At 70.8% G+C, this 12,053-nt stretch carries 8 protein-coding genes; 2 read left to right on the top strand and 6 right to left on the bottom strand.

Going from position 1 to position 12,053, the window contains the following annotated elements:
* The first annotated feature begins 267 nt into the window (after positions 1-267).
* Positions 268-1,011 (top strand): IclR family transcriptional regulator, encoded by a 744-nt coding sequence (locus tag ABZ948_RS39410; protein ID WP_359767946.1) that lies wholly within the window; start codon positions 268-270, stop codon positions 1,009-1,011.
* A 24-nt stretch (positions 1,012-1,035) separates the two neighbouring features.
* Here ABZ948_RS39410 and ABZ948_RS39405 read toward each other — a convergent pair whose 3' ends face one another.
* The 6 genes from ABZ948_RS39405 to ABZ948_RS39380 all read right to left on the bottom strand — a co-directional run bounded on the left by ABZ948_RS39405 (position 1,036) and on the right by ABZ948_RS39380 (position 10,039).
* Positions 1,036-1,389 (bottom strand): cupin domain-containing protein, encoded by a 354-nt coding sequence (locus tag ABZ948_RS39405; RefSeq protein WP_359767945.1) that lies wholly within the window; start codon positions 1,387-1,389, stop codon positions 1,036-1,038.
* Between the two features lie 38 nt (positions 1,390-1,427).
* Positions 1,428-2,867: an NAD-dependent succinate-semialdehyde dehydrogenase gene (locus ABZ948_RS39400; RefSeq protein ID WP_359767944.1), complete on the bottom strand. Its 1,440-nt coding sequence runs from the start codon at positions 2,865-2,867 to the stop codon at positions 1,428-1,430.
* Positions 2,864-5,758 (bottom strand): FAD-binding and (Fe-S)-binding domain-containing protein, encoded by a 2,895-nt coding sequence (locus tag ABZ948_RS39395; RefSeq protein ID WP_359767943.1) that lies wholly within the window; start codon positions 5,756-5,758, stop codon positions 2,864-2,866. Before ABZ948_RS39395 ends, ABZ948_RS39400 begins: the two co-directional genes overlap by 4 nt.
* Positions 5,755-7,023, bottom strand: a complete 1,269-nt coding sequence (locus tag ABZ948_RS39390) for an aspartate aminotransferase family protein (protein WP_359767942.1) — start codon at positions 7,021-7,023, stop codon at positions 5,755-5,757. The genes ABZ948_RS39395 and ABZ948_RS39390 overlap by 4 nt, the downstream gene beginning before the upstream one ends.
* Positions 7,024-7,248: 225 nt before the next feature.
* On the bottom strand, positions 7,249-8,577 hold the full coding sequence (locus tag ABZ948_RS39385) for an RICIN domain-containing protein (protein ID WP_359767941.1): 1,329 nt from the start codon (positions 8,575-8,577) through the stop codon (positions 7,249-7,251).
* Positions 8,578-8,608: 31 nt separating this feature from the next.
* On the bottom strand, positions 8,609-10,039 hold the full coding sequence (locus ABZ948_RS39380) for an endo-1,4-beta-xylanase (RefSeq protein WP_359767940.1): 1,431 nt from the start codon (positions 10,037-10,039) through the stop codon (positions 8,609-8,611).
* A 426-nt stretch (positions 10,040-10,465) separates the two neighbouring features.
* Between ABZ948_RS39380 and ABZ948_RS39375 the strand changes: the two genes are divergently transcribed.
* Positions 10,466-11,941 carry a non-reducing end alpha-L-arabinofuranosidase family hydrolase gene (locus ABZ948_RS39375; protein ID WP_359767939.1) on the top strand — a complete coding sequence of 492 codons (1,476 nt, stop codon included), beginning with the start codon at positions 10,466-10,468 and terminating at the stop codon, positions 11,939-11,941.
* Positions 11,942-12,053: the final 112 nt, after the last annotated feature.

Below are 12,053 nucleotides of genomic sequence, written 5' to 3'. Positions count from 1 at the left end.
GCGCCCGACCGGGGGAAGTCGGGCGCGGGGCGGCCGCACCACGCGGCACGGCGGGCCTGGTCAAAGCCCTGCCGCTGTCCATCGCCGCGGGGAATCGGGATCCCGGCGCACCTCACGGACGGTCTGCTGATCGACCGAAACCGACTGCGTTCCACATCGTGGCACGCTATGCTGGAATCCGGCACGGATCGTGTCCGTGACTCCATGCTGGAGTCAAGAGGCAATGCGAACCAGGGTTCCACAGGTCTGAGGGGGCATCGAATGGAAATGAAGAGCGTCACCAGGTCGCTCCGGGTTCTGGAGGCAGTGGCCCGACATCAGCCCGTGACCGTCGGGGAGTTGACGAGAATTTTCGGGCTGCCGAAGTCCACCGTGCAGCGCACCCTGGTCACCCTCAACGAGGCGGGCTGGCTGCGGGCGAACCGCAAGGACACCACCCGCTGGGAGATCGGCGCCCGCGTCCTGGCCGTACGCCCTGCCGCCCTCCAGGGCTCCAGCCTGTTCGCCGCCGCCCGTGAACCCATGATCCGGCTCCGCGACGCGCTGAACGAGACCATCCACCTGTCGGTGCCGGACGCCCTGCACGGCATGGTCGTCGTCGACCGCGTGGACTGCGACCAGGCCGTACGCACCTTCCACGCCATCGGCGACACCTCGCCCCTGCACGCCACCGCCGCCGGGCACGCCGTCCTCGCCCATCTGGAGAAGTCCGAGATAGACGAGGTCGCCGCGGGGACCCTGGAGGGGTACGGCGAGGAGACCATCACCGACCCGGGGCAACTGCGCGCGGAGCTCCGCCGTGTGAGAGAGCGTGGCTACGCCGTCAACCACAACCAGTACCTGCAGGGGGTCTGCGCGATCGCGGCACCCGTGCTCGACGGTGAGGGCACACCGCTGGCCGCCCTGTCCGCCTCCCTGCCCGACTCCCGCTTCGAGCCCGGCCGGCTGCCCGAGCTGGGCCGGCTGGTCTCCGAGACGGCGGCGGAGATCACCGCCCGGCACCTTGCCTGACCCTGCCTGAGCAGGCTTCCGGCGTCACTTCACGATCACGTAGATCTTGCGCACGGTCTCGACGGTCTTCCAGACACCGACGAAGCCGGGCTTCATGACGAAACTGTCGCCCGCCTTGAAGACCACCGGCTCACCGCCTTCCGGTGTGAGTTCGACGACGCCGGAGAGGATGTGGCAGAACTCGAAGGTCTCGCCCTTGATCGAGCGCGTCTCGCCGGGCGTCGCCTCCCAGACTCCCGTATGGATCATCTCCCCGCGGGCGACGTCCTGGGGCCAGGTCATGAACGCGGGGTCGCCCGACACGAGACGTTCCGGGAGCGGGCCGGACCTGTGCGGCGCGAAGGAGGGCTCGGTGTCGATGGTCTTCAGGAGTGCCATGGAATTCCTTTGCGGGACTCGGGAAACGGGAACGGCCGTCATCGCACGGGCACCGCGAGGTACTGGTACTCCAGGAACTCGTCGATTCCCACGCGGCCGCCCTCGCGGCCCAGCCCCGACTGCTTGACGCCGCCGAAGGGGGCGGCCGGGTTGGAGACGAGGCCGGTGTTCAGGCCAACCATGCCGACCTCCAGGCGTTCGCTGACCCGCAGGGCGCGGTCGAGGCCCTCGGTGAAGACGTAGCCGACCAGGCCCCAGGGGGTGTCGTTGGCACGGCGGATCACCTCGTCCTCGTCGTCGAAGGTGAGGATGGCGGCGACCGGGCCGAAGATCTCCGTGTCCATCAGGCGGCTGCCGGGATCGACGTCGGCCAGCACGGTCGGCGGGTAGAAGCATCCGGGACCTTCGGGGGTCCGGCCGCCCACGAGGACCTGCGCCCCGCGCTCCACCGCGTCGGCGACGAGTTCCTCCACCTTGGCGCGTCCCCGCCTGTCGATCAGAGGGCCGACGTCGACGCCGTCGCGGGTGCCCGGGCCGACGACCAGCGCGCCCATCCGCTCGGCCAGCCGGCGCCCGAACTCCCCCGCCACCGACCGGTGCACGAAGAAACGGTTGGCGGCCGTGCACGCCTCGCCCATGTTGCGCATCTTGGCGATCATCGCCCCGTCCACGGCCTTGTCGAGGTCGGCGTCCTCGAAGACGATGAACGGCGCGTTGCCGCCCAGCTCCATCGAGGTCCGTACGACCGCCTCCGCGCTCTGGGCGAGGAGCAGCTGCCCGACGGCCGTGGAGCCGGTGAAGGAAAGCTTGCGAATCCGCCCGCCGCGCAGGAGCGGTTCGCACACCTCCCCCGCACGGGAGGTGGTGACGACGTTCAGCACGCCGTCCGGCAGCCCGGCCTCCTTGAGGATCGCGGCGAGAGCCAGGCTGGAGAGAGGGGTCTGCGGGGCCGGCTTGAGCACCATCGTGCAGCCGGCGGCGACCGCCGGGCCGATCTTGCGGGTGCCCATCGCCAGCGGGAAGTTCCACGGGGTGATCAGCAGGCAGGGACCGACCGGGCGGCGGGAGAGCAGCATGCGGTTGCGGCCGTCCGGCAGGGTGGCGTGGCCGCCGTCGATCCGCACGGCCTCCTCGGAGAACCAGCGGAAGAACTCGGCCGCGTACGCCACCTCTCCCCTGGCCTCGGCGAGCGGCTTGCCCATCTCGGACGTCATCAGGTGGGCGAGTTCGTCGGTGCGCTCGATGATGATCTCGTAGGCGCGGCGCAGGATCTCGCTGCGCGCCCGGGGCGCCGTACGCGCCCACTCCTGCTGCGCCTGCACGGCCGCTTCCTCGGCGAGCTTCGCGTCCTTGGCACCGGCGTCGGCGACGTGGCAGAGGATCTCGCCGGTGGCGGGGTCGTCGACGGGCATGGTGGCGCCGTCCGCGGCGTCCACCCAGGCCCCACCGATGAACAACTGCGTGGGCGTGTCGGTCATGAGTTCTCTCCTGGTTGTCCGGGCCGGTCGGCGGCGGGGTCGAGCAGTTCCGCGAGGTGCAGGGCGCGGACGCCCCGGTCTCCGGCGAGGTGGTCGATCTGGGTGGCGCAGCTGAAACCGTCGGCCACCACGACCGCCGGTGTGCGCGGGTCGATGCCGTCGAGGCGTGGCTTCAAGGCCAGGTCGGCGACGGCCATCGAGGTGTCGTAGTGCTGTTCCTCGAAGCCGAAGTTCCCGGCGAGTCCGCAGCAGCCCTCGGCCTCGTCGACCTTCCGCACGCCGAGGCGGCCGAGCAGGTCGCGGGGGTGGCGGCCCTTGAAGGTGGCGTACTCGTGGCAGTGGGTCTGCAGCACGACGTTGTCCGGCAGTTCCGGGGGCGTCCAGCCGGGGGCGGCGAGATCGGTCAGGGCTCCGGTGAGGGTGTGGACGCGGGCCGCGACGCGCCGGGCGGCGTCGGTGCCGAGGAGTTCGGGCACGTCACGCTTGAGCGCCGCGGCGCAGCTGGGTTCGGCCACGACGATGGGCCGGTCGTCGCCGTTGTCCAGGTGGGCGACGGTGCGGGCCATGATGCGGCGCGCGAGGGACAGCTGTCCGGTGCTCACCCAGGTCAGACCGCAGCACAGGTCGTCCTCCGCCGTGCAGGGGATGCCGGCGTCGGCGAGTACGCGGCTCGCGGCCCCGGCCACTTCGGGGCGGAAGGCGCGGGTGAAGCTGTCCACGAAGAGCAGCGCCTTCGCCGGTTCGCCGGTCCTCGCCGGGCGCAGCGCCCGGCGCAGCGCGCGCCGGGAGGCGAAGGCGGGGATCCGGCGTTTCGTGGTCACGCCGCCGAGGCGGGCGAGCAGCTTCCCGACGGGTCCGCGCAGCAGCGCGTTCACCGGGCGGGCCGCGTACCCGACGAGCTTGGACGTCAGGGGCAGCCAGCCCAATGAGTAGTGGGACCGGGGCCTGACTCTGCCCTTGTAGTGCTGGTGCAGGAACTCGGCCTTGTACGTGGCCATGTCGACGCCGACCGGACAGTCACTGGAGCAGGCCTTGCAGGACAGGCACAGGTCGAGGGCGTCACGCACCTCCGTGGAGCGCCAGCCGTCCTGGACGGTTCCGCCCCGCACCATCTCCTGGAGCAGGCGAGCCCGGCCCCGGGTCGAGTCGTTCTCCTCCCCCGTGGCCCGGTAGCTGGGACACATCACGCCGCCGGCGTCGCTGCGGCAGCGGCCGACGCCGACACAGCGGCGTACCGCGCCCGCGAAGCCGTCCTCGTCGTGGGGGAAGGAGAAGAGGGTCTCGACGGGCAGCACGTCGGAGGGCGTGTGCAGCGCGAGGTCGGCGTCGAGGCGGGCCGGGGCCACGATGACGCCCGGATTGAGCAGCCCCTCGGGGTCGAAGATCTCCTTGAAGGCGGCGAACGTCCGGATCATCCGGTGGCTGTACATGACCTCCAGCAGCTCACCGCGCGCCCGTCCGTCGCCGTGCTCGCCCGACAGTGTGCCGCCGTGCTCCACGACCAGGGCGGCGGCTTCGGAGAGGAACCGGCGGGCGACCGCCCGGCCGCCGTCCGTGGCCAGGTCGAAGTCGATGCGCACATGCACGCAGCCCGCGCCGAAGTGTCCGTACAGCACGCCGGTCAGGCCGTGCGCGGCCAGCAGCTTGCGGAAGCCGCGCAGGTAGGCGGCCAGGTCCTCGGGCGCGACGGCCGCGTCCTCCCAGCCCGGCCAGGACTCCCCACCGTCGACGAGACGGGCGGCGAGCCCCGCCCCGTCCTCGCGCACCCGCCACAGCGAGCGCCGTTCGGCCGGGCTGTGCACGACCCGCCCGCCGGTCATCCGGCCCCGTGCTCGGAGCAGGTCCAGCAGTTCGCTCGCGCGGGCGTCGACGGCCGCCTGGTCGTCGCCGTCGAGTTCGACGTACAGCCAGGCCCGTCCGTCGGGCAGTCCGGTGACGGAGTCCGGGCCGCGGCGGGCGCGCATGGTGGCGACGATCGCCTCGTCCATGCCCTCCACGGCGGTGGGGCTCCACCGCAGGATCTCGGGCACGTCCTCGGCGGCGTCCACGACGTCGTCGTAGCCGAGCGTCAACAGCGTGGAGGCCTGTGCGGTCGCCACCAGGCGGACCGTCGCCGCGGTGACGACCGCACAGGAGCCCTCGGTGCCCACCAGCGCGCGGGCCATGTCGAAGCCGTGCTCGGGCAGCAGGTGGTGCAGCTGGTATCCGGACACCTGGCGCGGGATGCGGCCGAGTTCGGTGCGGATCGGTGCCAGGTCGGCGTCGATCAGGCGGCGTACGTCCGCTTCCAGGCGGGCGACGTGCTCCGCGTCCGCCGGGTCCACCGGGTGCAGCCCGCTGCCGTCGGCGACGGCCCGTACGCCGTCGGCCGTCACTATCTCCAGGGTCTCGATGTGATCGCTGGTGCGCCCGTGCCGCACGGACCGGTTGCCGCAGGCGTCGTTGCCGATCATGCCGCCGAGGGTGCAGCGGCTGTGCGAGGACGGGTCGGGGCCGAAGGTCAGCCCGTGCGGCGCGGTCGCGCCGCACAGCGTGTCCAGGACCACTCCGGCCTCGACGCGGGCGGTGCGCGCCACGGGGTCGACGTCCAGGATCCGGTTCATGTACCGGGAGAAGTCCAGGACGGCACCGGGCCCGATCGCGTTGCCCGCCATGCTGGTGCCCCCGCCGCGCGGGGTGACCGGGACACCCGCCTCGCGGCAGGCCCGCAGCACCGCGACCACGTCGTCGGCGCTGCGGGGGAACACCACGGCCCGCGGCGGGACCCGGTAGTTGGAGGCGTCGTAGGCGTAGAGGCCGGTGGAGCCAGGTCCGGTCTCCACCCGCAGGCCGGGAGCGGTCTCGGCGAGCCGCGCGACCAGCGGCTCCAGGGCCGTGGTGGTGTCCGTCATCGCCCTGCCGCTCCGGATGTGCCGGCCTCGACCGCGGTCGCCCACGCCTGCAGCCCCTCGTCCACCGCCGTCTCGTCGATCACCAGCGCCGGGATCATGCGCACGACCTGGTTCCAGGCGCCGCACAGCAGCAGGAGCAGACCTTCGTCGACGGCCGCGCGCTGCACGCGGGCGGCGGTCTCGGGGTCGGGGCCGCCGTCCTCGGTGACGAACTCGGTGGCCAGCATCAGCCCGAGGCCGCGTACGTCCCCGATGCCCGGCGTCCGGTCGGCGACCGCCTCCAGGCCCTGGCGCAGCCGCTTGCCCATCGCCTCGGCGTTGTCGACGAGCTTCTCGTCGCGCACGACGTCGAGGGTGGCGCAGGCGGCGGCGCAGGCCACGGCGTTCGCGCCGTACGTGCCGCCCTGCGAGCCGGGCCACGCCTTGGTCATCAGCTCCTCGGAGGCGGCGATGCCGGACAGCGGGAAACCGCTGGCCAGACCCTTGGCGGTGACCAGGATGTCGGGCGTGACGCCGAAGTGGTCGTGGCCCCAGAAACGGCCGGTGCGGCCGACGCCGGTCTGCACCTCGTCGAGGATGAGCAGGAAGCCGTGCCGGTCCGCACGCTCCCGCAGGCCCTCCATGAAGGCGCGGTTCGCGGGCACGTAGCCGCCCTCTCCCAGCACCGGCTCGACGATGATCGCGGCCGTGTCGGCGGGCGAGGAGATCGTCTGGAGCGTGTAATCCAGCTCCTTCAGCGCGAAGCGGGTCGCGGTCTCCTCGTCCCAGCCGTAGCGGTACGCCGACGGGAACGGCGTGACGACCACGCCGCTCATCAGCGGGGAGAAGCCGGACCGGAAGCGGGTGCCGGAGGTCGTCATGGAGGCGGCGGCCACCGTACGGCCGTGGAAGCCGCCGTGGCAGACGATGACGTTCGGCCGGCCGGTGGCCTGGCGGGCCAGCCGCAGTGCGGCTTCCACCGCCTCACTGCCGGAGTTGGTGAAGAACAGGCTGTCCAGGCCGGCCGGCAGCACCTCGCCGAGCTTGTCGACCAGTCGCCGCAGGGGCTGGTGCATGACCGTCGTGTACTGGCCGTGGATCAGCGTGCCCGCCTGCTCCTGGGCCGCCGCCACGACCCTGGGGTGGCAGTGACCGGTGCTGGTGACGCCGATGCCGGCGGTGAAGTCGAGGTAGCGGCGGCCGTCCTCACCGTAGAGGTGGACGCCCTCGCCCCGGACCGCCACCACGGGCGTGGCCTGGCGAAGGTGCGGCGACAGTGCGGTCATGTTCGTCTCCCGGCGGTTTCGGCGGTCTGCTCCGGTCTCCCTGAGCATCTCCGCGGGCCGGGCCCGCGCCAACGCGCGATCTGTCCGGCAACGACGGGCTGTCCGGACGTTGTGTCAGGCACACCGAGGTCCGTGCCGTGCCCTCCCCCGGCCGCCGTCGGGGGCGGGGCGGACACCGCGGGGTGGAGCCAGGCGGGTCCTGGCTCCACCCCTGGTGGGTGCGTGTCACTGGAACTGTGCGAAGAACCTCCAGATCTCGGCCTTGGTCCAGGTGGTGACGCCGCTCTCGCCGGAGGAGCCGTCCACCGGGCCGGGGATGTGGCCGCCGTCGAACGCGGCCCATTGGACCGGGTATCCGGCACGGCAGCCCGCGTAGGCGGTGGTGATGTGCGTGCGGCTGCCCGGCGCGGGCTCGCGCGGGTTCTGGGCGGTGCAGCCGTTGTTGGCGACGAACTTGTCGCGCAGGGACCGTCCCTGTGCGATGCCGAGGACGGAGTCGCCGGTGCCGTGGATGCCGAAGTAGGCGATCGGCTGGCTGCCGCCGCTGCATCCGCTGATCTGGGCGCCGGAGATGACCGCGACGGCCCGGAAGACGTGCGCCCGGCTGCAGGCGAGTGCGTAGCTCATGCCGCCGCCCCAGCTGAATCCCGTGGCGAAGCGCTGTGCCGGGTTGACACAGAGGCCGCCCTCGATGCGCCGGATCATGTCGTCGACGAAGGTGACGTCCTCACCGCCCGTGTTGGCCCAGCCGTTGCCGAGGCCCTGCGGGGCGACGAGGATGGCGCTGTTGTTCGACTGTTCCTGCTGGCCGTAGTAGGACCAGGCGCTTCCGCTCGTGCCGCCCGAGGCGACGTCGCCGGCGGTTCCGCCCCGCCAGTGGAACGCGAAGATCAGCCGGTAGCGGTGGTTGTTGTCGTAGTTGGCGGGGACCCTGAGGATGAAGCTGCGGCTCTTGCCGCCGCTCTGGATCGTGTGCGTTCCGCTCGTCAGACCCGGGGCGCTGCCGCATCCGCCGACGCCACCGGTCGACAGCTTGATCATCTGCCATTGCTGGTTGGCGCCGCCCCAGTCGGTGTACTGGACGACGTTGCCGCCGTCGGTGGTGGAGGCGCCCTGCACCTCCACCGCCTTGCCACTGCCGCGGTTGATCAGCCGGACGTGGCCCGCGTCCGAGTCGGCCAGGCGGAACTGCTGGTTGGCCCCGTTGTGGTCGGACCACTGCTGGATCGCGGCACCGTCCGAGGCCGAGGCGCCGGCCACGTCGAGGACCTTGCCCGAATGCCGGGCCTTGAGGCGGTAGAAGCCGTCGCCGGAGGCCACGAACTGCCACTGCTGGCTGGTTCCGTCGTTGCGCGGCCACTGGCCGGCCCGCGCGCCGTCGGCGGTGGACGCGCCGGAGACGGACAGCGCCTTGCCGCTGTTGCGGTTGACCAGGACGTACCAGGCATTGGTGTCCACCGTGGCCGCCTCGGCGGGCGCCGGACGCGCCACGGTGAGCATCCCGATCGCGAGGGCCGCCGCCACTACGGCGGCGACCCGGGACCACCAGGTCATCGTGCCTCCTTTCGTTGGTGGGCGGTCCCCATCAGGTGCGGGTCCAGCGCTGGTTGCTGCCGTTCGAGCAGGAGTTGAGCTGGATCAGGGTGCCGTTGGCGGTGCCGCTCGCGGCGGTGCTGAGGCAGAGGCCGGACTGGACGCCGACGATCGATCCGTCGGAGTTGAGGCGCCATTTCTGGTTGTCGCCGCCCCAGCAGCTGTAGATCTGGACTTTGACGCCGTTGCCGGTGCCGGCGGCGTCCAGGCACTTGTTGCCGTAGACCCTGAGCTCTCCGGCGGCGGTGTGCGTCCACTGCTGGTTGGCGCCGGTGTGGCAGTCCCACAGCTGGAGCTGGGTGCCGTCGGTGGTGGTGGCGTTGGGCACGTCGAGGCAGCGGCCCGAACCGACGCCCTTGATCTGTCCGCCACCCGGAGGGGGCGTGGTGGTGCCGCCGTTGAGCGCGTTGAGGACGGCGGTGTAGGCGGGCTTCTTGCTGCCGTCGTTGTTGAACAGCAGCGGCGTGTGCTGCGGCCGCCAGGAGTCGCTGTCGCGCACACCCCAGACGGTGATGCCCAGGCAGCGCGGGACGGCCAGGCAGTCGTTGGTCACGGCGGCGTAGGTAGAGGCCGGGGCGCCCTGGATGTCGAGTTCGGTGACGGCCACGTCGACGCCGAGGGCGGCGAAGTTCTGCAGGGTGGTGCGGAAGTTGCTGTTGTAGGGGCTGTCGTTGTTGAAGTGTGCCTGGAAGCCGACGCAGTCGATGGGCACGCCGCGCTGCTTGAAGTCCCGGACCATGTTGTACATGGCCTGGGTCTTGGCCCAGGTCCAGTTCTCGACGTTGTAGTCGTTGTAGCAGAGCTTGGCGGCCGGGTCGGCGGCGCGCGCGGTGCGGAAGGCGACCTCGATCCAGTCGTTGCCGGTGCGCTGCAGATTGGAGTCGCGGCGGGCGCCCGAACTGCCGTCGGCGAACGCCTCGTTCACGACGTCCCACTGGGCGATCTTGCCCTTGTAGTGGCGCATCACGCCGTTGATGTGGTCGATCATCGCCTGACGCAGCGAGCTGCCGCTGAGGGCCTGCATCCAGCCGGGCTGCTGGGAGTGCCAGGCCAGGGTGTGGCCGCGCACCTGCTTGCCGTTCTGCACCGCCCAGTTGTAGACGCGGTCACCGGCGGTGAAGTTGAACTGGCCCCGTTGCGGTTCGGTGGCGTCGATCTTCATCTCGTTCTCGGCCGTCACCGAGTTGAACTCGCGGTTCGCGATCGTCGTGTACGTCGAGTCGCCCAGCCTGCCCGAGGCGATGGCGGTGCCGAAGTAGCGGCCGCTCTGCGCCGCCGCGGCGCCGAGCGTGGTCTCGGCGGCGTGCGCGGTCGGCGGTGCGACCAGTGCGCCGGCCGCACCGAGGGCGCCGACGACCAGCGCCGGCAGCAGGGCGCGGAGCTTGTGGCGGACATGGAGTCTGGGAAGGGCGTACAAGCCCATGGCTGTGCCTCCAAGGTAGACAGCACGGAGTGACTGGAGCGCAGGGGAAAGCCTCGTCCGCTACCACCGGGACGGATGCGTTGATGCGTGGTGCGAGCCTCACCGGAACGGCACTTCGCTCAGGATCGACGTGGTTCGAAATGTCGAACTATGGTCGGTTGCTCAGGGAGGGATGATTGAGGGTTTGACAGTGACTCGTCAATACTCTCTACCGGAGAAACTTTCCGCTTCCCCTTCGAAACATTCGAGCACCCGCTGTTTGCGGCCAGAACAGCGACAGGCCTTGACCGGAGCGCCTCACCTTCCTAGCTTGTGGCGTCGAAGATTCGGGAACACCTCGAAACTTTCGAGCTCCGCTACCACCGGCTCGGCTGCTCCGCGGTTCATCGGCGGCACCCCCACGACCGCCCCGAAGGAGGCCCTGTGATGTGGCTCAGCCACCCGTCCCCGGTCCGTCTCAAACGCTTACTCGCCGTCCTGTCGCCCCTGCTGCTCGTGGCGACCTTCCTCGGTGCCCAGCCCGCCGAGGCGGCGACTGTGGACCCCAACGCCTCGTACGTGCTGGTCAACCGCAACAGCGGCAAGGCCCTGGACGTCCACAACATGGCGACCGGCGACGGCGCCCGCATCACCCAGTGGACCAGGAACGACCAGGCCCAGCAGCAGTGGCAGTTCGTCGATGCCGGCGGCGGCTACTACCGCATCAAGTCCCGCCACTCCGGCAAGGTCCTGGACGTCCACAACTGGTCCACCGCGAACGGCGGTTCGATCGTCCAGTGGACCGACCTGAACGCCACCAACCAGCAGTGGCGGCTGGCCGACAGCTCCGACGGCCACGTGAGGCTCATTTCGCGCCACAGCAACAAGGCCCTCGAAGTGCAGGGCGCCTCCACCGCCGACAACGCGAACGTCGTCCAGTACGACGACTGGGGCGGTGCCAATCAGCAGTGGCAGCTCGTCAAGGTCGGCGCCGGCACCCCCGGCCCGTGTGATCTCCCGTCCACGTACCCCTGGACATCGACGGGCGCGCTGGCGCAGCCCAAGCAGGGGTGGGCCTCGCTCAAGGACTTCACCGTCGTTCCCTACAACGGCAAGCAGCTCGTCTACGCGACGACTCACGGCGCCGCGGGAACGGGGGTGGGCTGGCGCTCGCTGAACTTCACCCCGTTCACCAACTGGTCGGAGATGGCCTCGGCCGGCCAGAACATGATGTCGAACTCCACGGTCGCGCCCACGCTCTTCTACTTCGCGCCGAAGAACATCTGGGTGCTCGCCTACCAGTGGGGCAGGACCGCCTTCTCCTACCGGACGTCGAGCGACCCCACCAACCCGAACGGCTGGTCGTCCGAGCAGCCGCTGTTCTCCGGAAGTATCTCCGGCTCCGACACCGGACCCATCGACCAGACGCTCATCGCCGACGGGTCGAACATGTACCTGTTCTTCGCCGGTGACAACGGCAAGATCTACCGGGCCAGTATGCCGATCGGGAACTTCCCGGGCAGCTTCGGCTCGACCTCGACCGTGATCATGAGCGATACGAAGGAAAACCTGTTCGAAGCCCCGCAGGTCTACAAGCTGCAGGGCCAGAACCGCTACCTCATGATCGTCGAGGCGATCGGCTCGCAGGGCCGCTACTTCCGCTCGTTCACGGCCACCAGCCTGAACGGCTCATGGACCCCCCAGGCGGCGACCGAGAGCAACCCCTTCGCCGGCAAGGCCAACAGTGGCGCCACCTGGACCAACGACATCAGCCACGGCGAACTGATCCGCACCAGCCCCGACCAGACCATGACCGTCGATCCCTGCAACCTGCAGTTGCTCTACCAGGGGCGCAGCCCCAGCTCCGGTGGCGAGTACGGCTACTGGCCCTACCGTCCGGGTCTGCTGACACTGCGACGCTGACGGCGTGAGACCAGTCCGGCTCCGCGAGGGAGCCGGCACGGGGGGGGGGGGGGGGTTGGGGGCCCCCCCCGGGGGGGGGGGGCGGGCGTCGACGACCCGGGGCGCGGAGGGG

Source organism: Streptomyces olindensis, from assembly GCF_040645895.1.
Taxonomy (GTDB): domain Bacteria; phylum Actinomycetota; class Actinomycetes; order Streptomycetales; family Streptomycetaceae; genus Streptomyces; species Streptomyces olindensis.
Note: the sequence above shows the minus strand (reverse complement) of the source record. Positions and strands in the feature narration are given on the sequence as shown.

What these genes read in the sequence shown, in the direction of transcription:
- ABZ948_RS39395 (WP_359767943.1), bottom strand. Translation starts at nt 5,758, where the DNA reads ATGACGGACACCACCACGGCCCTGGAGCCGCTGGTCGCGCGGCTCGCC.
- ABZ948_RS39405 (WP_359767945.1), bottom strand. Translation starts at nt 1,389, where the DNA reads ATGGCACTCCTGAAGACCATCGACACCGAGCCCTCCTTCGCGCCGCAC.
- ABZ948_RS39385 (WP_359767941.1), bottom strand. Translation starts at nt 8,577, where the DNA reads ATGACCTGGTGGTCCCGGGTCGCCGCCGTAGTGGCGGCGGCCCTCGCG.
- ABZ948_RS39400 (WP_359767944.1), bottom strand. Translation starts at nt 2,867, where the DNA reads ATGACCGACACGCCCACGCAGTTGTTCATCGGTGGGGCCTGGGTGGAC.
- ABZ948_RS39390 (WP_359767942.1), bottom strand. Translation starts at nt 7,023, where the DNA reads ATGACCGCACTGTCGCCGCACCTTCGCCAGGCCACGCCCGTGGTGGCG.
- ABZ948_RS39410 (WP_359767946.1), top strand. Translation starts at nt 268, where the DNA reads ATGAAGAGCGTCACCAGGTCGCTCCGGGTTCTGGAGGCAGTGGCCCGA.
- ABZ948_RS39375 (WP_359767939.1), top strand. Translation starts at nt 10,466, where the DNA reads ATGTGGCTCAGCCACCCGTCCCCGGTCCGTCTCAAACGCTTACTCGCC.
- ABZ948_RS39380 (WP_359767940.1), bottom strand. Translation starts at nt 10,039, where the DNA reads ATGGGCTTGTACGCCCTTCCCAGACTCCATGTCCGCCACAAGCTCCGC.